Raw genomic sequence first — 21,229 nt, forward strand, 5'->3', positions numbered from 1 at the left:
CGCCGCGGGAACCCAGACACGGGCTGCGGCCCACGCCAGGAGGGTTTTTTCCTGGCAGGTCCGGGGCGGTGTGGCGGGGCGCGGCCGGGAAGGGGGTGGCAGTGGCGTACAGCGACGTGACGATCGTGGTGGACGAGCGGGACGACCTGTTCTACACCCGGGCGGCGCTTCAGGCACACCAGCCCGGGGAAGGCCGCATCACCGTGCAGCCGACGCCGGCCAGCGGCAGCCCAGCCGCGCTGGCGCACGACATGCTGTATGCGCTGGGCAAGCGGCTGGCCCCCGGGCTCCACTCCCCCGATGTGTGGCTGGATTCGGTGAACGCGGCCTGGCTTGCCGCGGCGGCCTGGGGTGTCGCGATGGGGGTGCGGCACGTGGTAGTCCTCCGGGCCCATCTGCTGACCCTCAGGCGCATCGACCAACTGCTCGCCTGGCGCGAGTTGACAGGGGCTCAGCTGACCTTGCTATGGCAGAAGCCGCCGCGTGGACTGCCGCCAGTGCTGGCCCGCGCGGAGCGCTGTATCAGCGGCCGAGACCAGTTCGAGGCGCTTCTCGCCGAGCCGGGACCGATACCCGCGCGCCCGCCCTTCCCTCCCGCTCCACCGATGGCGGGACCAGCGGCTGTGGCAGTGGCGGCGGGGCAGTCACCCGCCCGGCAGCCGCGGGAGAATCGGTCGGCGTCGCTGAAGCACGGGTGGCCGGCTCCCCCTTGCACCGGCGCGTTGGCAACGGCGCAGTTGGTCCAGGCCGCCCCTGCCCTCGAGATTGCGTTCGAGGAAGCCGCCGCTCTGGCCGCTCTCGCACACCCGCTCATCGCCGGAGCTCTGAGCGTGCTGGCCTTCACCCGGGCCGGCCTGGGCAGCCTGCGCTTCACCCGCGACCTCGACATCACCGGCGACGTCTGTGCCATCAAGCTCCACGGGGTCAACCATCGGTACTGCCCTCTGCACGCTGTGCCTGCCTGGGCGCGCCCGCTGCTGGCCGGCGCCCGCGCCCACCACCGTCTGACACCCCACCCGCCCGGGGACAGCGTGTTCGCCCCCGTGATGTCCGCCGAAGCCCGGCATCTGCGCGCGCACGCCGGACGGCTGCCCCGGCTCGGCCTCTCCCAGCCCGCCAGCGCCCTCGTCCCTTGAGCTGTGCGTACCGCCCCCCTGCGTGCCAGAACCGCGGCAGCATTGATGCCGCGTTCGCAACAGGCCACCAACCGGGGCCAGAAAGCTAGGAGTTGTGAACGACAGCCCGGCCCGAGTAGACCCGCTCTGCCCGCTTCTACGAGGTCAGGACCTGCCAGACACGTGCACGGCTTTCAGCAAACTCGGGAGTGTGGGGAGGACTTCGTCGTAGAGCGTCTCCTGTTCGCAGCCGTGCCCGTCGGTCCGAGCGATCTCTTCGGCCAGATCACGCAGAGCCTCGATGCCATCGCACGCTAGCCGGGCGGCGAGCTTGCGGTTCTCCTCCAGTTTCGTGGGCTCCTGGCGGTACTTGGTGCCGCCCCGGTAGAGGTCGACGGTCATCGCGACGGGTGTGATGGGCCGCCTGATGCGGTCGGCGAGATTACCGATGATGCGGATGCCGTGGGCGTCGAGGTCGCCCCATGCCGCGAGGGGCAGGCCATCGAGGCCGCGGAGGAATTCGGCCAGTCCGTCGGTTGCATAGCCCTTGCCCCAGATACACAGCCAACTGTCGGCTATCTCCGAGATCTTGCAGACCTGTTCGAAGGTGTCCTCGTTCTCGATCAGGAAGATGCCCTGGGCATCGCAGGAGATCATGCCGAGGGCACGGACTCCGCGGGCAGGAAGAGCGAGCCAGGGGTTGCAGGCTGCCGCATCGGCGATGACAGTACCGACGCGCCACTGGAGGGGGCCGCGGATGCGCAGTTCGGTGTCGGCTTTGTCGACGGCCTGGTCGAAGGGGATGCCGATCAGGTTAGAGAAGGCCTGTTGCCTGACGGGGGTCCAGGCGCTCTTGGTGTTGTGCAGGCTGCGTCCGGCGAGTTCCTTGGCGGTGATCTTGCGGGGTTTGCCTTGGGCGGGCCACCAGATGCCGGCGGCCCGGATGGCGACCTCGTAGACGCGCCAGTCCTCGGCTCGCGTGGTGGTGCCTTCGGGGATTTTCAGGACCCGGCCGGGAGGCGTCTTGGCCAGCAGGGCGTGCTCATGGGCGAGTTGAGGGAGGCCGGACATGATGTGAAGGAGCTCGCGGTGCAGGTCCTCGGGGTGCTGGCGGCCTTGGAGTTCGGCGAGTTTATCCTCGGCGAGTTCAGTCCATGACTGGGTCAGGGTCCATGAGCGTGGGCTGTAGCCGGTGGCGTTGACGACGTCGCAGCGCAGGATGACAGCGCCGCAGCGGATGAGGTCGACCACGCTTTGCCAGGCGTTGTCGCCGAGGTCGGCTTGGATCGTGGGCCAGCGCTTGGTGCTCTTGGTCTGCAGGACTTTGATCAGTTGTCGGGCGGTCAGGGTGGGCGGCGGCTCGTAGGGCCTGACGGGGTGGTCGGCGACGAGGTCGACCTGTCGGGGATTGACGCGTCGTCGATGGTCCCTGGGGACGCGCACGTGGATGGTGTCGTCGCCGTCCTTGGTGATGCGCGGCAGGGTGACGGCGGTGATGCCCGGCGGCAGGTTGCGCAACGGTACGGTCTCGCGGCCGTGTGCTTCGCCGATGAGGAGTGGAGGCCGGGGGGTGAGGTCAGGCATAGGTGCGTCCTGCGGTGATCCAGTCTTCCGTGAGCTGGGTGCGGGCACCGTTGCTGTCGAAGGCCCATGCGCTGGTGGGCTGGTTGATGATGTCGGCCGCTGATGCGTGGACGAACCACAGCAGTTCCCCGCAGACATCGGCGGCGTCGGCAAGGACGCTGTCCTGGCAGGTGCCGAGGATGGTCAGGTGTTGCTCGCGGGCGACGTCGCGCAGGGCGGCGAGCATGTCCTTTCGGTTGACCTCTCCGAGGCTGTTGCCGAGTTCATCCAGGATCAGGACTCTGCCCTGGGTCTGGGAGTCGGCGAGGAGCGCCGCGAGGACGAGCAGGATGGCGTGCACCTTGACCTGGGCGCTGTTGGCGTTTTCTCGGTAGGGGACGTATCCGCCGCTGCGGGAGCGTTTCCATCGCGGGATGACCTGCCACTGCCAGTCACCGGCCCCCTGGGGGCGGACGCTGATGTGTTCGAGCTTGGCCCCGTAGCCTTCGCTGCGCAGGTCGAGGTCGTTGAAGGCGGCGCTGATCTGAGCGAAGAGGCCGTCAAGGTGCTTTTCGATCATGTCCTGGAGGGTTTCCAGGTTGCGGGCGCTGGTGGCGACCCCGTTGGTGAGTTCTGTGATCGCCTGCTCCCGGGCGTGCTGGTCGTGGGTGACGCGCGCTGCGGCAACCTCATCCTGGTCCCGGTGGCCGGCGAGGCGATTATCCAGCGGGGCTGCCACGTCGGCGAAGGTGAGAGAGGGGAGGCTGGCGGGATCGGTGTCAGCGAAAGTCCGCATCATTTCCTCGCCAGTGCGGAGGTCTTCGCCGATGTCCGCGCCTGGGGTGCCGTCGATGCCGTAGTGCTCGTAGGCTCGGCGCAGTCCGTCCTCCGCTTGTCGGCGCAGGGCCGCCGGCCGGGATGAACGGGCCTGCTCCGATGCCTGGTCCAGGAAGTGGACGGCATCTTCGAGAGTGCCGTCCCACTGCAGCTGCCACTGGGATGCGGCGGCTTGACTGCGCTGACGTTCAAGCACCGCGAGGATACGGTGGCGTTCCTTGAGCGCATTGCCAGCCCCTTCCAGTGTGAGCTTTGCGTTGGCGAGGAGCTGCTCGTGGGAGGCGTGCCGGGCCACGGCCTCCTTCCAGGTCTGCTGGAGTTGCTGTTCGTCGCGCGCGGCGTTGTTGACGCGGCTGGAGAACTCGCCGATCTTGGTCTGAAGGTCGTTCTCCTGGGTACCAAGGCGCGCGAGTTCTTCAGTGGCCTGGGCAGCCGCGTGCTGGGTCTTGGCCAAGGTGAGGGCAGCGCTGGCAGCGGTCACAGCTTCGGTGGCCTCGGTTGCGAGCTGCTTGGCGGCTGCGAGATCGGCGCGTGCTTGTCGGAGCCGGGCTTCGCGCCCGGCCAGCGGGGTAGGGAAGCCGCCCGTCACGGTCAGAGCCAGCGCCTGGTCACGGACGGCAGTGCCATCGGCCGAGGGGATCAGGCGTTCTTGAAGAGTGCCAAGGAAGCGTGCCACTTTCAGGGTGGTGTGAATGCCCTGCGGCAGGCGTTCCTGCCTCACGTCGGACGAGATGATCTGTGCGCCGGGCAGAGCGGCGTGCAGAAGGCGTCGGGCCTTCTCTTCATGCTCGGGTTCGACGACGATCGCGTCCTGCCAGGGTGTCAGCCGCGGTTCCCACTCGGGGCGGGCGGCTTCGTCCACGTTGAGCTGGTCGAGCAGGCCGTGCGCGGGAATGCGGTGTTCGCTCAGCAGGTCGATGGCGTGGCCGGCTTGGCCACTGCGGCCCTGTTCGACGTTGTGCAGGTGTGTGCGGGCGCGGGTGACGGTGTCTTCGGCCTCGACGCGTTGCAACTCTGCCTTGGCGTGATCGCGCTGGCGTTGCTCCAGGCGGGTGGCTGCGGTGGCGCAGTCGCTGCCGTCCCAGCCCTGCACCTGGGGCAGGAGGATGGTCCGCTGACTGCGCAGCAGCGTCTGCTTAGTGGTCAACTCCGTTATTTTGCTGGATAGTTCGCGGACAAGTTGTTGGGCGTCGGACCACATCTGGCGGGCTTCGCGTTCCTGAGTGGCGAGTTCCTCGGCGGACCCGAGGGACTTCAACTGCTCCTCGGCGTCCCGCACCAGGGCTGCGGCTGTCGCAGCGGCCCCTTTCTCTTCCTCCATGGTCGCAGCGATGCGCTGGTCGCTCTGGTGGGCGTCGCGGTAGGAGGCCGCGAGGTAGCGGCGCCATGCCTCGTCGCCGCGCTGGAGAGAGAGGCGGGCGGTCTCGCGGGCGCGCACGCCGCTCATCACCTCTTCTTCTGCGAGCAGCGCCTGAGCGTGCTCGGTCTGGGCCTTGTCGAGTGCGATCTGGTGTTCCAGGGCCTGGCCGCGCAGATCGTCTTCTTCCTCCACCAGGGGTGTCATGCCCGACAGAGCGATCAGGGACCGGCCTATGTCGTGGGGCTCCATCTCGGTCAGCTGCTGGCTGAGCAGTGAGGGAACGGGCGGACGGAGGGCGGTGTCGAGGTAGGTGAGGCAGCGCGGGGCGGTGCCGTAGAGCTTCTCGGCCATGGCGCGGGCGGAGAGGATCTGGCGGGTTCCGAGCTCGCGCCACAGGGCGTCGGCCTGGATGCTGCGCTCGTGGTCAGTGGGGGCGTCGGCGACGTGCAGGCCTTCGGTCCAGTTGGCTTGCAGGTAGGGAGTGGTGGTGGCGATGCGGACCCATACGGTCAAGGGGCTGGTGGCGGGGTCGTCAGAGTGGGCGAAGACGCCGACGATGTAGCCGTGGGTGACCGGCGATGCTTGGTGGGCTTGGTCGACGCCGGCTGCGTCGGGGCGGAACAGGATGCCGCTGGCGTGCCGACCACCGTTGGTCTCCAGGCGCCACTGCGGGTCGGCCAGCAGCAGGGAAACGGCAATGAGGAAGCTGGTCTTGCCGGAGCCGTTCGAGTCGTCCTTGGGGCCGAGACCGGAGACTGCGATGAAGGTCTCCGGGACGATCGGAACGGCGTGTGCCGTGAGCCGGGCGATGTCGAAAGCTTGGACGGCGACGAGCTGGCGGTCGCCGACGATGCCCCGGGACAGGTCGGACGTGGGCGGGCTGGTCATGGTGTGTCGTGCACCTCGTGGTCGGGAGCGGTAGCCGTGGGCACGGCACGGGCGGCGTGGCGGCGACGGATCGATTCAGCGAGGGGACTGTCAGGATCGGCCAGCAGGATCAATCGTTCGAACAGTTCGGTGCCCACGGTCGGCGTCAGGCGCAGGAACTGGTTGCCCAGGACGTAGCCGGTTTTGGTACGACGGACCAGGTCTGCGTCGGTGAGACGCTGCAGCGCGCTGGTGAGGACCGTGTCGGACACCCGGCAGCCTTTGAGCTGGTCCCTGGGCACGGGGGTGCCCCGGGTCCACAGCTGGTCGGGCAGGGTAGTGCCGGATGCTCGGGGGATGGCGACGCTGAACATCAGGATCAAGGTGAGGACAGCGCGGTCCTCGCGAGGCAGGACCCCGATTCCTTCGTGCGCCAGACGTTGTCTGATCTCGTCGGTGTAACCGGAGAGGTAGCCGCCGCCAACCACGAGCAGAGTGCGTCCGGATGCGGTCAGTACCTGTTCCACCACGACCCGCAGCGGGGTCTCCGCGAGGGCGCGGTAGTGCGCTGGCCGCACAGGGAGCATGGCGGTCTCCACGGCGCAGACCGCCGCTCGGACATCGGCCCGCCGGTTGTGGGACAGGGCTTCCAGTGCCGGTACGTCCACCGGCTCATCCCTTCCTCAGGGCGGGCAGGACGTCGTAGCCGCTGCGGAGTTCAGCCACATCGCGCTCGGACCACAGCGCGACCATGGGGCCGAGACGGACCATGCCGTCGCCGACGTCCGCCGAGAGGTAGTCGCAGGCGCGCAGGAACCGCAGGGCAGTGAGGAAATGCGAGGTCTGGCCCAGCGCGGCCACGCCTTCCCGGGGGACGAGGGTGTCCTGGAGAGGAGCCAGGGAGGCGATGATGTCCTCCTGTGCGGCGGGCTGTCCCGGGTACAGCGGCTGGCTGGGGTCGGGCCAGCAGTGGCGGATACAGCAGGCCAGTGTGACCAGGCGGATGGCCGAGGCGGTGCGGTGGACGTCGCTGTCGCCCAGGGCTCCGCTTGCAGGTTCCACATCAGGGGCCCAGCCGGTCATCAGCTCCTGGATACCGTCGGGGGTGGCGACATCCACCAAACGGCGCTCCACATCATCGACGGCGCGGCGCAGCCGGGTGAGTTCTGCGCGGTCCGTAGGGACAGGAACAGTTCGCAGTGCTCGGGCGCGCGCTAACAGGTAGGGGTCACTCATGGGGGCTCTGCGGTGCGGCTTCGGTGTCGTCGTTCATATCTTGGGGGCTGTCGGGAATGCGGTACACGGTCACCGGTGAGGCGTAGGTGACCGGGCCTGCGGCGTCCACGATGACCTCGCGGGAGATGTCGAGCATGAACGGGATGGCCGGATCGGCTGCGGCGCGCAGCAGGTCGACCATGTGCCTGACTGCTGCCTGCCAGGGCAGGGCGCGCAGGGCGGCGGTGACGTCGGCTTCGTCTTTTCCCGCCATGAGCAGGGTCACGGTGGCCTCCCGTCGCTGCCGCGCGAGCGCGACCTTGGCGCGTGTGGCCTCGACCGGGTCCGGGCCGGGCGGCTGCGCCGGGGGGCGCGGCAGACGCTGTCTCGGTGGCGGGGGCTGGTGATCGGCCGCGGCAGTGAGGATCTGGCCCGTGGTGATCTGGACGTGAGGCGGGTCGAAGACGGTCGTGGCGAGCACCTGCGCGAGTGCATCCGTGGAGGAGCGCAGGGCCGCAGTCAGGTATTGCTCGGGAAGGAGCATGCTGAAGTCGCGGCGGGTGGTGGCTTGTTGCATGAGCCGGTCGTAGAACTCATGGACGGCTGCCGTGTAACGCAGTGCTTCTTGGATCAGGCGGGTTCCTGCGGGACGCAGCGCGGGGTACTGCTCAGCGATGGCGTGAACGAGGTGTTTCGCCTCCTCGAGCGATGTGGTGTGGGCGTGGTGGTGGCGCTGGCCGAGCAGTTCTTCGATGGGCCTGGTCCGCACGAGCCGCAGCAGGTGATTGGTGTAGTTCGCCAGGCTCCGCCGGGCCTGCGCGATCTTGGCGGCCAGTTGCTCCTCGGTCAGGGAGCCGTTCAGGAGGCCTTCGCGGGTCCGATCCAGCAGCATGGTGATCTCTTGGACGCCTCCGGCCTCCCCCAGCCGCTCGTAGACCAAGAGCGCTGCACCACTGGTCGGATTGAACACATAGCGCTGGTCGTAGGCCTTGCCGTGCAGCGACTCCAGCAGACGAAGCTTGGTGAAGACCCGGAACCTCGCATCGAACTCGTCAGCGGAGGCCACCACAGCGCACGCCTGGGCGATCTCCGAGCGGCTCAGGCCATGTTCGGAGCCGAAATCGCCGAACACGTCCCGGATCGCCTCGGCAATGCGCAGTGCCACCGGATCATCTGTTACCGCGCTCGATGTGGCAGCGATCGGTGCCGCGAACGGCGGTATGTGCTCAAGGCCGTCCGCGCTGCCCTCCTGCTGTACGGAGAACAAGTCAGGCTGGTCCAACAAGTGCCCCCTCACTCCCCCACCTCGTGAGGCCCCAAAACAGCATGACCTCTGTAGGGCCCGAAAAACCCGGAAACCACTCAACTTGTCTTGTGCTTCCTCAACCCCGGCGGTGGCAACTTGCGTTCGTGCCCGCCCTGCGCCAGATCAAGCACCTCATGTACGAACCGACCCGCTCACGTCTCCGCGCGGTTGCCGCCACTTCGGCGGAGCCGCGTAGGTCAGCCGTCAGCACATCGGCGATCACTGGATTCCGCCCGTCCCGCGGCGCTGCGCCACGCATCATTCCAGTGAGCCTCGCGGCCACCGCTCCAGTCTGGGCCCGGCGGTAGTGGGGCACGGATACAGGCCCTTACGTGGTCGTCGGCTGCCGAACAGCGCCTCGCCGAGAGCCGGGCAGTGCTCCACGAGGACAGCAACAGCGATCTCAGGTCCACGCTCGGGGACGTACCCGTCCTCGCCCGATGCGCGCCGCTGGGGTCAGCGCTATCCGGCAGACACTCGGCTCACGCGCGCCGTTCGAACCGGACAACCTGATCATCGCCGAGGACCCTGTCTGTCCATACCGCTTTAATCTCGATAACACGCGCCGATGTACCCGTGAGCGAGGCGATGCCCGGGCGCGGGCGTCGAAGCGCCCTGGGTGGCCGGGTAAGGGAGTTGGGGCCACGGCCGACTGCTGATCATGACAAGATGGTGCTCATGGGGGACGTGAATCTCACTTTTGATGACGGCTCGATGGTGCGCCTGCACCTCACTCCGGTGCTCAAGGACTCCTCTGCGATGCCCGAGCCGGGCACCAGCCGACGCGAAACCGACGCGAGCGAACCTCTCGGCCTTCCGGGGGACTTCGGCTCCGCCCAGCCCGTGAGCGTCAACGAGCGTGCGGCGCAGGCCCTCACCCGAGGCGGCGAAGCGCTCGCCGAGGCACTGCGTCCGTTGGGCGGCGTACTCGACGGGATCCACCAGTCGTTCACCGAGTCCGCCCGGCGGCCGAACGAGGTCACCGTCGAGTTCGGCGTGACCCTGGGGAGCGATTTCAGCCTTGGGGTCTTCTCGGGGAAGGGCGAGGCGAGTTTCACCGTCTCCGCCACCTGGAACTTCACCGACTCACCGGACGGCGTCCCTGTCCCGGAAGAGCCGCGTTCCCTGAACAGGGCGGCTTCTCCCTCTGTGTCGTGACGGAAGGCTGTACCAGGTGATCCCTTCCACTCACAGTGACGCGGCACTTCGCCGGTCGTTCGTGTCCGTCCTCGGGCAGAAAGAGTTCGTCGGCGCTGCCGTTCTGATCTCTGACTCCCTGGTCCTCACCTGTGCCCATGTCGTCAACAGCGCATTGGGACGACACCGCTTCGAAGACTCCGTACCGGCGCAGGGAAACGTCGTCCGGTTACGGATGCCCCATGTGGCCCCGGACCGGGAGTTGGTCGGCCGTGTCGAACAGGCGATGTGGCGTCCGCCGCGGGCACATCCTTCACCCCACAGCGGTGCCGCGGGGACGGCGGGCAAGTTTCCGTTTCCGTATTTCGGCGACCTGGCTGTGCTCAGACTCGCCGAGCCCCCTCCCGACGGTGCGGAGCCGGCGCCCTTTCTTCCAGAGCGGGACGGGCACGCCGTCATCGCGCTGTGGGCCAGCGGCCACCCCGCGATGACCATCGTCGCGTCGCCGCGTGCGGTGGCTGAGCCTTGGATCGTGCTGGACGTCGACGCAGGCGAGGCGCGGGAGGGACACAGCGGTGGGCCGCTGTGGGACCGGGACCGGGAGGCCGTGGTCGGGATCGTGGTCGCCACACACGTGGACGCGCCCGGCAAGACCCCGGTGGCACGGCGCCCGTTGTACGCGATCGGCCTGCCCGCCATCGAGGCCGAGCTGCCGGACCTTCCGCCTGTCGAGGTGCCCACAGCAGGACACGGCCAGCAGCGGACGCTGGCTGCCTTGGAAAGGCTTTTGCCGGGCACTCAGGCCGTCCTAAAGTGTGAGGTCAGGCTGGCCGCCAAGCTTGGCAGGGAGTCCATCCATCAGGCGGCGGATCATCACCGGTTGCTCGCTCTCGCCGTCGGCGTGCGACGCGGCGTGCCGGAACTGCTGAAAGTGGTCCGGGAGTACCTGGTGGACACCGGCGCCCTCAGCTCCTCGGACGAAAGGGCCGCCTGGGACCGGCTCCTGCGCGCGGCACGTGTGGTCAGCCCCAGGGAGACGCTGACAGCGCGACAGCGGCGGGAACTGGTCGGCCTTCTCGCCCAGTGCCGTGAGACCGACCCCGAGGATCTGCTGCGTGCTGTACTCCCGTACGCCGACGAGTTGCCATTAGTCTCTGGACTGGTGGACGTCACCGACCTCCTCGAGGGGTACCCGTCTGACAACCGGTTGATGCCTCCGCTCCTCCAGTCAGTTGTCCGGATCGGCCTTGTGGAGCACTCCGTGGGGAATCCTCTGTCGGAGGAACTGGACGCCTGGGTCGACAGGGTGGCACCGCAGCTGGGAATACCTGAGGCCGCCGTCGACCAATTCCGGGAGGATATCCGCCCGAAGCCCCGCGGCCATCCCACCGGGGCCGCAGCGACTCCCCGCATCCAGGTCGAGTTGCTGCCCGTACCCCCAGGGCAACGCTTCACCTATCAGATATGGGTCTGTGACGGTGACGGCCGCCACGAGGTCGTCCTGGTGCAGGACTCCGAGGTGTCGAGCGAAAAGGTGGTCGAGGGCGTCCGGGCAGTGCTGCGCAACGAGGTGAACGAACACGCAGATCAGGCGCTGGTGGAGTTCTTCGTGGAACCTCTCTGGCTGCGGCTCGACGTGGACACCTGGCACCTGAGGGGAGACGAGGACGACGACTTCTTCCTGGGCGTCATGCGTCGGGTCGTCCTGCGCAGTTCCGGACGGACGCGGGACACCTACGCCGGGTGGAAGCGGCGCACCAAAGCGCTCCCGTTGTCCCGGCCCCTCGTCCTCGACCAGCGCTCGGCACGCCCGGGCGTCGCTCAGGCACAGCTCGAGGCGGTTCCGGACGCCGGCGTCGTCATCATGTGCTGCGAGCAGCAGCACCAGAACCAGGTGCTCCGGCAATGCCTCCAGGCAGGTGTGCACACTGTCCTGTGGCACCGTCAGGATCACGACACCGAGACGGCCAAGCGGCTGCTCGACCTGATGGAAGGCATCAGCCACACGGACCTGCCGGAGACGGTGCGGCGGGAACGGGCCAGGGCCCTGGCCGACCCCGACTGCCCGACCCACCACGGGCGTCGGCTGTCACTCCTGTACGACGGGCCGGACTACCGACCGCCACCGTTTGCTCCCGATGCCTGGGCCCTCACCCAGCCCTGAACCCACCATGCCAAGGAGAGCGACCGTGTCGCACAGCCCAGCACCCGATCACGACCCCGGCGCGGCAGCCGAGGACTGGTGGGTGTTCCGCGGACCGGCCGACCTGCCCGCTCCGCCACCGTGGCGGAGTCTCGCCGAATCGCCGAAGACTCCGACGGCCCACCAGTACCTCATGGGCCCGGAACATGTCGCAGTCGTCAACGCCGCACTGCACCTGCGCCGCCCCCTGCTGGTCACCGGGCGTCCCGGCACCGGCAAGAGCTCCCTCGCCCACGCCATCGCCGAGGATCTGGAACTGGGTGACGTACTCCGCTGGCCGGTCAACAGCCGCTCGACGCTGACGGACGCCCTCTACCGCTACGACGCGGTGGGCCGACTGCGCGAGGCAACGCTGGAACGCGAGACACGAGCCACGCGCGGCGTTTCCAGGAAACTGAGGCAACGTCCTAGGGGCCGCCGGTCGGGCATCGGCGACTTCCTGCGACTCGGCCCGCTGGGCACGGCACTCGCCGCCACGGATCGCCCCCGAGTACTGCTCATCGACGAGCTGGACAAGGCCGACATCGATCTGCCGAACGACCTCCTCGTAGTACTGGAGGAGGGAGCATTCGAGATTCCCGAACTCGCGCGGCTTCCCGAGGACCAACAGAGCGCCGACGTGCTGGTCACCGGCAGCAGGAAACGTGTCAAGGTGCACCGCGGAACCGTGTCGTGCAGCCACTTTCCGATCGTGGTCATGACCAGTAACGGAGAACGGGACTTCCCCCCGGCCTTTCTCCGTCGCTGTGTGCGCCTCGATCTGCCGGACCCAGACGAGGAGAAGCTCCGCGACATCGTCCGCCTCCATCTCGGAGCCGAGGCGCTTGCCGACGCCGAGGATCTCATCCAGAACTTCCTGCAGAGAGCGGCTGTGCAGACCCTTGCCACCGATCAGCTCCTGGCCGCGGTTCATCTGCGCGTTACAGGAGCCGATCTGAGCCGCGAGCAGCTGATCAACGCCGTCATGCACCGTCTCGACGAGGCTTTCCCGGCGTGATCGCCCGACTGCGTCGGGTCCTGGACGACCTCGGTTACCCGCTCGGCGGCGAGGAGCTCCTGGACGTCCTCCTCCTGGCCCGTGTCATGAAAGGAGCCCGGACAGGAGCGGGCGACGCGACGGCGCCGGATCCGGCGGAGGCAGAAGAGGCCGGGCCTCTGGCCGACGACGTCGGGCAGGCTGACACCGATGAGCAGGGCTTCGACCCGACGGGTTCCGGACCTGGCCCCACGAGCCCGACGGAAGAACCGGTAACGGGGCGGCGCCGGTTTCTGTTCCCCGACAGCAGGACAGCCCAAACCGCCACCGGCACGGCCGCTCGTGCCGTGCGCGTCCCGGCGCCGCGGGCCCTGCCCGGAGCGCACGGCCTGGCCCGATCGCTCCGACCCCTGCGCCAGTACCGGGATCACCTGCATCGCAAGGTCGTCGATGTGGAGGCCACCGTCAGGCTCACTGCGGAATCGGGCACCCTCGACGTGGTGCTGCGCCCCGAGCGTGAGCTGCGGCACTCAGCCCTACTCCTGGTCGACGACTCTTCGTCCATGCGCGTGTGGCGGTCACTGGTGCCGGAACTCGGCGGCCTGCTGGAGCGCAGCGGCAATTTCCGCACCATCCACGTCAGCAGATTCACCCCGCAGAAGCTGAGCCCGCGGCACCACAAGAACGGTGCCGGGGCATCGGTCACCTTCCTGCTGACGGACGGCGTTCATCCGGCCTGGATGAGCCCTGACACGGTTGACGCCGTCGCAGACTGGGGGGCACGTGGGCCCGTCGCCGTTCTCAACCCGTTGCCGCGGCGCTTGTGGCGCGCCACAAGGTTCCAGCCGCAGCCGCACCTGCTCAGGGCCACCCAGCGCTTCCCGGCGGCGGACCAAGTGCTGATGCTGGACCCCTTGACAGGTGAACGTGCGGAACTCGGTTCGGGCCGGCTGTCCCTGCCGGTGCTCGCACTGTCGCCGTCCTCGCTGGCGTCGTGGGCGCAGCTGCTGACCGGGCCCGCCGTCCCCCACCTCGTCGAGGCAACTGCGCTGGGGTCTCTCAGCGCCGGGGCGGCGGAGGCGGGACCTGCCCCCGCGACTGTGCCGCCGGACCGGCTGATCGCCGTGTTCCGGGGGTCCTTTTCTCCGCAGGCCTACCGTCTGGCAGTCCGGCTTTCCGCGATCAGGCCCCTCAGCCCGCTCCTGATGCAACTCGTCCGCGGTGCCACCCTTCCCGAGGCCACCTCGGCACACGTCGCCGAGGTGCTGCTCGGAGGGCTGCTGGAGCGTCTCGACGACGAGCAAACGCTCGAAGGGTTCCCGGAATCGCTGCGTCGAGACGGCCTCTACGACTTCAGGCCCGGCGTACGGGAACTCCTGTCCAGTGCGCTGAGCAGGACACAGTCCCAGGAGATCACCGAGGCCGTGGGCCGAGCCCTCGAGCCGTACCTCGGCCGGCTGCCGGACTTCTCCGCGCTCATGGCCGATGCCTCGGGAACGATCAGGCTGTCGGACGGGGCTTCGCCCTTCGCGGTGGTGGCCGACCCCACCACCAAGGACGGAACCCACGGCAGGCCGCCGTCCGACGCTGCAAGCACACCGGCCAGTGTCCGGGAGATGCCCGCGACATTCGGCGGCGCCCTGCTGCGGGCGTCCGCAGGAGCGGTCGCCGCCGACGCAGGGGACGGTTCGCTGCTGCTACTCCTCAACGACCGCTACGTCCGAGCATTCGGACACAGGCCAGCTTCTTCACAAATCCGAGCCTGGGAAAGAGGTCTTCCCGCACTGGCGGGATGCCTGATCGACGCCGGACTCTCCGAGGTCGAGATGCTCGTTGAGTTCACCCTGCCGATGAACAGCAGACGAGTAGACGTGATCCTGTCCGGCCTGGACCCCGTCCGCTCGGCTCCGTCGTATGTGCTCGTCGAGTTGAAACAGTGGGCTGTGGCCAGACCGGACACGAACGATCCGGCTCTGTGCTCTGCCGGCACCGACACGTTCCTCGTCCTCAACCCCATCGACCAGGTACAGCGCTACCGCGAGTACCTGGTCAAGTTCAACAGCCTGCTGGCAAGACACCCGGAACGCGTCAGCGGGGCCGTCTACCTGCCCAACGCCACCGAGGCTGGAGTGGACGGGCTGCGGGACATCGAACGCGAGGACGGAAGCCGGTTGTTCACCGGTGAACGCCGGGCAGAGTTCCTCACGTACCTGCGTGGGCGGTTCAACGGCGGACGTTCGGGAGCAGAAGCGGCCGACCAACTCCTCCTGGGCAAGCTCCTCCCCCCGAGCAAACTGACGGCTGTCGCGGCCCAGGAAGTGCAGGAAGGGCTTTTCATCCTCCTGGACGAACAACAGATCGCCTATCGCACGGTTCTCAACGCAGTACGGAAGGCACAGCACTCCGCTCACAAGGAAGTCGTCGTCATCACCGGGGGCCCCGGGACCGGCAAGAGCGTGATCGCACTCCACCTGCTGGGCGAGCTGTACCGGCAGGGCGTACCAGCCCTGCATGCCACCGGCTCGCCGTCGCTCACTAAAACCCTGCGCAAGGTTGCAGGCGGCCGCAAGCGTGAAGTGCAGGACCTCTTCAAGTACTTCAACAGTTTCATGACGGCCCCGGAGAACTCCCTCGACGTTCTGATCTGCGACGAGGCCCACCGAATCCGCGAGACCTCCGCCAATCGCTACACCCGGGCCTCTTTGCGCACCGAACGCCCGCAGATCGATGAGCTCATCGACGTGGCACGTGTCCCCGTCTTTCTCCTCGACGAGCACCAAGTGGTGCGCCCCGGCGAGATGGGCACCGTGTCGGAGATCGTGGGGGCGGCCGGGAGGAAGGGGCTGCCGTTCCGGGTCATAGCGCTGGACAGCCAGTTCCGCTGCGGCGGCAGCGACGTCTACCTGAACTGGGTGGTGCGTCTTCTCGGGCTGGAGGCGGGCGAGCCCACGCTCTGGGAACCGGACGGCCGGATGCAACTCCTCGTTGCCGACAGCCCGGAGGAGATGGAGGCGTTCCTGGAGGACCGCCGAAGCGAAGGCTACGGTGCCCGCATGACCGCGGGCTATTGCTGGCCTTGGTCGTCGGAGCCCAGGCCGGGCGATCCTCTTCCCCTGGACGTGGTGATCGGTGACTGGGCCCGCCCTTGGAATCTGCGCGGTGACCGTTCGGTGTCCGGGGCGCCTCCTGCCGCGCTGTGGGCCACCGATCCGGCCGGATCCGGTCAGGTGGGCACCATCTACACGGCGCAGGGCTTCGAGTTCGACTGGAGCGGAGTCGTCATCGGGCCCGACATGGTTTGGCGAGGCGATCGATTCGTCACTGACCGGAAGTCTTCCAAGGACCCGACGCTCAGGGGCGCGGCGGACGAGGAGACGGACCGGCTGATCCGCAACGTGTACAAGGTTCTGCTGACACGGGGCATGGCGGGGACTGTCGTCTACTCGACGGATGCGGAGACGCGTGCGAAGTTGCTCGAGCTGGGCGGTCGGGCACTGGGCGCGCACAGTCGCCGGACCGAGAAATTCGAGCACCTCAAGACCGTGCGGCCGGACCAGGACGAGTGGCGGACCACCCGTACGGGCAGTACCGCTCCCTTCACCCCGGCCCCGCGTTCCGACTGGGATGCGTACCCCGCACTCAGCGATCTCTTCCCCTGGGGAAGCCAAGGTGTGGCCACGCACCGGGCATGGGCCGTGTCGCCGGGCAAGCAGATCCTGGAGCAGCGCTGGAACCAGCTCGTCAGCGAAGAGGATCCCGCGGTCAAAGCCGAGCTGTTCAAGGAGACGAGGGACCGATCCACGGACAGAATCCGGGGCGGGCTGCCCGGCCGTTCCTCGCACGGCGTGCCGATCAGCCAAGAGACCTCCACGCTCGCGGAAGTCGTGCGCATCGGCATGCGCAGCTTCGACCGGCAATGGCTGGTCGCCGACGATCGTGTCATCGACCAGCCGCGCCCAGGGCTCTGGGCGGCATTGCAGCAGCCAGGTCAGGTCTTCCTCAACCAGCCATCGGGGCATCCGATCGAATCCGGGCCTGCTGTCGTCGCCACCAGCCTCCTCCCGGACATGCACCATTTCAACGGGCGAGGTGGCCGGGTGCACCCCGTCCTGCACCCGGACGGCACCAGCAACGTCCCACCGCGGCTACTGCCGGTCCTCTCAGCCCATCTGAATCACAGCCAGGTGAGCGCCCAGGATGTGGCCGCGTACGTCATGGCGGTGGCTGCACACCCCGGCTTCACCGAGCACTTCCAGGAAGAGCTCCTCACTCCGGGCGTGCGAGTACCTCTGACCCGCAATCCCAGGCTCTGGGAAGCGGCCGTGCGCCTCGGCGAGGAGGTTCTGTGGGCCTCCACCTACGGCGAGGTGTGCTTCGACTCAGCTTCGGGACGTCACCACGCCTCCGTCGCCTACGAGCCCGGTGACGCCCGGAGGGTCAGGTGTCTGGCACCCGTCGGTGACAACGTCCCGGGCGAGATGCGCTATGACGCGGACGCACAGACCCTTCACGTCGGTCACGGTGCCTTCGGGCCGGTGCCTGCCGAGGTGTGGTCCTATGACGTGGGCGGAATGAACGTCCTCAAGAAGTGGTTCGGTTACCGCAAGGCGCGGCCGGACAACAGGAAGACGAGCCCGCTGGACGACATCCACGTGAGGCGGTGGCCCGACGAGTGGGGCCTCGAACTCATCGACCTGCTCACAGTGCTCCGCCGACTAATGGAGCTCGCCTACACGCAGAGGGCGCTGCTCCACCGCATCCTTGCGGAAGCCATGGTGACGGACGCGGACCTCACCCAGGCAGGAGTCCTCCCTGTGGACGACAAGGCCCGCACACCGCGCCAGCCAGTCTCCCCGAAGGTGTTCGAGCCGAACGGCGAGTAGTCGGCGACCCCGCCAGACGAGTCCCTCGGCAACGCCCGAGCCCGGGACCGCTCTACCGCATCCCCAAAACTAACCCGGCTCACTCAGAGCCACGAGGCAATGTCGAGGTCGGGTCTCTCACCGGGTACACCAACACCTCGCGTCCTTCGGCCAGCTCGATGGCGAGGGTGCCGTCGTCCGTCACGTGGGCGCGGACCGGGATGCCGTCGTCGAAGACCGCGGTCACTGGGCCGCCGCTCAAGCGGAACTGCTCGACAGTGCCGCAGCCGGAAAGGTTTTCACCGGCCTCGACGGTAGGCAGAAACCGTCCAACCCGGATGCCGGTCCGTTCACCACTACTTCCCGCGCATGCCCTCTGGTGCAAGGCATGCCCGGAGAACAGTGCAATAGCCACACCTGCCATACCGGTCTGCACAATTTTGACCCGCGCCTTCGTCACCGGTGACCCTTGTACGACAGCGACGCGCTCCCCACGGACAACCCTTCCCAGGCTGATCAACCAGAAGATCATCCCACCGGTCAGCCAACGTGACAGTGCCTGGACGACAACATCTACGCCACCGCCACGTCGCTGAGCGGCACCTGGTCGTCGTTCCGTGACTTCGCCGCTCCCGGCACACGCACCTCCGGCAGGCAGACCGCGAACGTCATCACCGTCCAGTGCGCCTCCGGTACCAAGCACATCTACGCGGGCGACCGCTGGAACACGGCCGATCTGGGCGCGTCGAAGCTGATGTGGCTTCCCCTGACCATCAGGGGTACTGACCGAGAACTGAACTGTTCCGGTTAATGGAACATGTTCTGCCGTGCTCGGGGTGTGTCGTCTATCCAAGGAGTGCCGCATTCGATTGCTGCACCCGCGCTTCCGGAGGTCGCCCATGCCGTCCCATTCGTCCCGCACGCCCTCCCCGGAGACGAAAAAAACGGCCCACGCCCTCTGGGAGGCTGAGCAGTCCGGTACGCCATGTCCGCCGGTACGCGACCAGTTGCCTGCCGGAGATGTGAGCAGCGCCTACGCCGTGCAGCGCCTCAACGTCGAGCGCAAGCTCGCTCAGGGCGGTCGCCTCGTCGGTCGCAAGATCGGTCTGACCTCGCCTGCGGTGCAGGCCCAACTCGGCGTAGATCAGCCGGACTTCGGCGCGCTGCTGGCGGACATGGCGGTGCCCGACGGCGGGACGGTGCCCTACGGGCGGCTGCTCCAGCCCAAGATCGAGGCAGAGGTCGCGCTCGTGCTGGCGGCCGGCCTGCCGCACCCCGACACGACGGTCGCCGACGTGCTGCGAGCAGTGGACTTCGCCGTCCCCGCCCTGGAGATCGTCGACAGCCGGATCGCGGACTGGGACATCAGTCTGATCGACACGGTCGCCGACAACGCCTCCTCCGGCCTGTTCGTCCTCGGCGCAACACCAGTGCCGCTGACCTCTGTCGATCTGCGCGCCGTGCGCATGACGCTCAGCCGCGACGGCGAGGAGGTCTCGCACGGCACCGGCGCCGACTGCCTCGACGGCCCCCTGAACGCGGCCGTGTGGCTCGCGTCGACGCTGGCCGGGATGGGCGATCCGCTGCGCGCCGGCGACGTCGTGCTGACCGGCGCCCTCGGCCCCATGGCTGTCGCCACCCCCGGCAGCCGCTTCGAAGCGGTCATCTCCGGACTCGGCTCCGTACGCGTCGGCTTCGCACCCGCATCCGACCAGAAGGCAGGGCAGCAGTGACCACCACAACATCTTCTCCCCGTACCAAGGTGGCCGTCATCGGCTCGGGGAACATCGGCACCGACCTCATGATCAAGGTTCTGCGGCTCTCGGAGAGCCTGGAGATCGCTGCCATGGTGGGCATCGATCCGGATTCCGACGGTCTCGCCCGGGCGAAGCGCCTCAAGGTCGCCACCACGCACGAGGGCATCGACGGCCTGGTCGGCATGGACGAGTTCCAGGACGTGAGGATCGTCTTCGACGCCACCTCCGCCGGCGCTCACCGCCACCACGACGAGGTGCTGCGCGCGCACGGCAAGACGGTGGTCGACCTCACCCCCGCCGCACTGGGACCGTACGTCGTCCCGCCGGTCAACGGCGCCGCGCATCTGGACGCGACGAACGTGAACATGGTCACCTGTGGCGGCCAGGCCACCATCCCGATCGTCGCCGCCGTGAACGCCGTCACGCCTGTGCACTACGGCGAGATCGTCGCCTCCATCTCGTCCCGCTCGGCCGGTCCGGGTACCCGGGCCAACATCGACGAGTTCACCGAGACCACGTCGTCGGCCATTGAGAAGGTGGGTGGCGCGGCGCGCGGCAAGGCGATCATCATCCTCAATCCGGCCGAACCGCCGCTGATCATGCGTGACACCGTGCACTGCCTGGTCTCCGACTGCGCCACGGAGGCCGTCACCGCGTCGATCGAAGAGATGGTCGGGCGGGTGCAGGCGTACGTGCCCGGTTACCGCCTGAAGCAGAAGGTGCAGTTCGAGCGGGCGGCCGCTGACGACCCGCTGCACACCCTCGCCCGCGGCGGTGGCGACGCACTGAAGGTGTCCGTCTTCCTGGAGGTGGAGGGCGCCGCCCACTACCTGCCGGCCTACGCCGGCAACCTCGACATCATGACCTCGGCCGCGCTGCGCACCGCGGAGCGCATGGCCGGCCTCCCCCACTCTCGGCTTCGCTCGAGCGGGGGGACCCCCATCGCCCCGGAGGTGGCGTCCCGATGACCCGTCTGTACGTCCAGGACGTCACCCTGCGGGACGGCATGCACGCCGTCCGCCACCGCTACACCGTCGACCAGGCCCGCACCATCGCCGCCGCCCTCGACACGGCCGGAGTGTCCGCCATCGAGATCGCCCACGGCGACGGATTGTCCGGCTCCAGCATCAACTACGGCGTCGGCGCGCACACCGACTGGGAGTGGATCGAAGCGGTCGTGGACGCCGTACACCAGGCGACCCCCACCACTCTGCTGCTCCCCGGTATCGGCACCATCCACGAACTGAAGCAGGCCCACTCCCTCGGCATCCGCTCGGTGCGCATAGCCACGCACTGCACCGAGGCCGACATCTCCGCCCAGCACATCGCCGCCGCGCGCGAGTTGGGCATGGACGTCGCCGGGTTCCTGATGATGTCCCACATGGCCGAACCGGCCGAACTCGCCCGCCAGGCCAAGCTGATGGAGTCCTATGGCGCGCACTGCGTCTACGTAACCGACTCCGGGGGCCGCCTCACCATGGACGGCGTCCGCGACCGCTTCCGCGCCTATCGGGACGTCCTGGACCCGGCCACCGAACTGGGCATCCACGCCCACCACAACCTCGGCCTGGGCGTGGCCAACTCGGTCGTCGCCGTCGAGAACGGCGTCACCCGCGTCGACGCCTCCCTCGCAGGGCAGGGCGCCGGGGCGGGCAACTGCCCCCTGGAAGCCTTCATCGCGGTCGCCGACCTGATGGGCTGGGAGCACGGCTGCGACCTGTTCCCCCTGATGGACGCCGCCGACGACATCGTACGACCGCTGCAGGACCGCGAGGTGCGGGTGGACCGCGAGACCCTCACTCTCGGCTACGCGGGCGTGTACTCGAGCTTCCTGCGGCACGCCGAGAAGGCCTCCGAGCGTTACGGCATCGACACCCGCGCCATTCTCGTCGAGGTCGGACGCCGCAAGATGGTCGGCGGCCAGGAGGACATGATCACCGACATCGCCCTCGACCTCGTGTCCCAGGCGTCGTCGGCCTGACGGCGGGGAGGGCGGGGCGGCGGGTGCCTTTGCGGGACACGCTGAGTGAT

General features: G+C 68.2%; 15 protein-coding genes. 8 read left to right on the top strand and 7 right to left on the bottom strand.

Annotation, left to right across the window (positions count from 1 at the left end; genetic code table 11):
• The first annotated feature begins 101 nt into the window (after positions 1-101).
• Positions 102-1,136 (top strand): hypothetical protein, encoded by a 1,035-nt coding sequence (locus tag OHA64_RS00155; protein WP_405606324.1) that lies wholly within the window; start codon positions 102-104, stop codon positions 1,134-1,136.
• A 144-nt stretch (positions 1,137-1,280) separates the two neighbouring features.
• On the opposite strand, the gene OHA64_RS00160 is transcribed toward OHA64_RS00155, so the two are convergent.
• The 5 genes from OHA64_RS00160 to OHA64_RS00180 all read right to left on the bottom strand — a co-directional run bounded on the left by OHA64_RS00160 (position 1,281) and on the right by OHA64_RS00180 (position 8,239).
• Positions 1,281-2,699 carry a Wadjet anti-phage system protein JetD domain-containing protein gene (locus OHA64_RS00160; protein ID WP_405606326.1) on the bottom strand — a complete coding sequence of 473 codons (1,419 nt, stop codon included), beginning with the start codon at positions 2,697-2,699 and terminating at the stop codon, positions 1,281-1,283.
• The gene (locus OHA64_RS00165) at positions 2,692-5,763 is read right to left on the bottom strand and encodes a hypothetical protein (RefSeq protein WP_405606328.1); all 3,072 of its coding nucleotides are present in this window, start codon (positions 5,761-5,763) and stop codon (positions 2,692-2,694) included. Before OHA64_RS00165 ends, OHA64_RS00160 begins: the two co-directional genes overlap by 8 nt.
• Positions 5,760-6,410 carry a hypothetical protein gene (locus tag OHA64_RS00170; RefSeq protein ID WP_405606330.1) on the bottom strand — a complete coding sequence of 217 codons (651 nt, stop codon included), beginning with the start codon at positions 6,408-6,410 and terminating at the stop codon, positions 5,760-5,762. Before OHA64_RS00170 ends, OHA64_RS00165 begins: the two co-directional genes overlap by 4 nt.
• Positions 6,411-6,414: 4 nt before the next feature.
• Entirely contained in the window at positions 6,415-6,861 is a 447-nt protein-coding gene (locus OHA64_RS00175) for a hypothetical protein (RefSeq protein WP_405606332.1), read from the bottom strand.
• A 109-nt stretch (positions 6,862-6,970) separates the two neighbouring features.
• A complete protein-coding gene (locus OHA64_RS00180) occupies positions 6,971-8,239 on the bottom strand; it encodes a hypothetical protein (RefSeq protein WP_405606334.1) in 1,269 nt (422 codons plus the stop codon).
• Positions 8,240-8,941: 702 nt separating this feature from the next.
• On the opposite strand from OHA64_RS00180, the gene OHA64_RS00185 reads away from it, so the two are divergent.
• Genes OHA64_RS00185 through OHA64_RS00200 form a run of 4 tightly spaced genes read left to right on the top strand, consistent with a single transcriptional unit; the run spans position 8,942 to position 17,462 of the window.
• Positions 8,942-9,421, top strand: coding sequence for a CU044_2847 family protein (locus OHA64_RS00185; RefSeq protein WP_405606336.1), 480 nt, complete (start codon positions 8,942-8,944; stop codon positions 9,419-9,421).
• Between the two features lie 16 nt (positions 9,422-9,437).
• A complete protein-coding gene (locus OHA64_RS00190) occupies positions 9,438-11,564 on the top strand; it encodes a trypsin-like peptidase domain-containing protein (RefSeq protein ID WP_405606338.1) in 2,127 nt (708 codons plus the stop codon).
• 7 nt (positions 11,565-11,571) lie between these two features.
• Positions 11,572-12,600 carry an AAA family ATPase gene (locus OHA64_RS00195; RefSeq protein WP_405606340.1) on the top strand — a complete coding sequence of 343 codons (1,029 nt, stop codon included), beginning with the start codon at positions 11,572-11,574 and terminating at the stop codon, positions 12,598-12,600.
• Positions 12,597-17,462, top strand: a complete 4,866-nt coding sequence (locus OHA64_RS00200; protein WP_405606342.1) for an SAV_2336 N-terminal domain-related protein — start codon at positions 12,597-12,599, stop codon at positions 17,460-17,462. Before OHA64_RS00195 ends, OHA64_RS00200 begins: the two co-directional genes overlap by 4 nt.
• A 79-nt stretch (positions 17,463-17,541) precedes the next feature.
• Here OHA64_RS00200 and OHA64_RS00205 read toward each other — a convergent pair whose 3' ends face one another.
• Both OHA64_RS00205 and OHA64_RS00210 read right to left on the bottom strand, forming a co-directional pair.
• Positions 17,542-17,901 carry a hypothetical protein gene (locus OHA64_RS00205; protein WP_405606344.1) on the bottom strand — a complete coding sequence of 120 codons (360 nt, stop codon included), beginning with the start codon at positions 17,899-17,901 and terminating at the stop codon, positions 17,542-17,544.
• A gap of 113 nt (positions 17,902-18,014) precedes the next feature.
• On the bottom strand, positions 18,015-18,146 hold the full coding sequence (locus OHA64_RS00210; RefSeq protein WP_268978797.1) for a hypothetical protein: 132 nt from the start codon (positions 18,144-18,146) through the stop codon (positions 18,015-18,017).
• A gap of 194 nt (positions 18,147-18,340) precedes the next feature.
• Here OHA64_RS00210 and OHA64_RS00215 point away from each other — a divergent pair, with 194 nt between their 5' ends.
• The 3 genes from OHA64_RS00215 to dmpG are packed head-to-tail and all read left to right on the top strand — an operon-like array spanning position 18,341 to position 21,179.
• A complete protein-coding gene (locus OHA64_RS00215) occupies positions 18,341-19,174 on the top strand; it encodes a 2-keto-4-pentenoate hydratase (protein WP_405606346.1) in 834 nt (277 codons plus the stop codon).
• Entirely contained in the window at positions 19,171-20,166 is a 996-nt protein-coding gene (locus OHA64_RS00220) for an acetaldehyde dehydrogenase (acetylating) (RefSeq protein WP_405606348.1), read from the top strand. The genes OHA64_RS00215 and OHA64_RS00220 overlap by 4 nt, the downstream gene beginning before the upstream one ends.
• Entirely contained in the window at positions 20,163-21,179 is a 1,017-nt protein-coding gene (gene dmpG / locus OHA64_RS00225) for a 4-hydroxy-2-oxovalerate aldolase (RefSeq protein WP_405606350.1), read from the top strand. Before OHA64_RS00220 ends, dmpG begins: the two co-directional genes overlap by 4 nt.
• The last annotated feature ends 50 nt before the right edge of the window (positions 21,180-21,229 follow it).

It is taken from the genome of Streptomyces sp. NBC_00076 (genome assembly GCF_045041235.1).
Classification (GTDB): domain Bacteria; phylum Actinomycetota; class Actinomycetes; order Streptomycetales; family Streptomycetaceae; genus Streptomyces.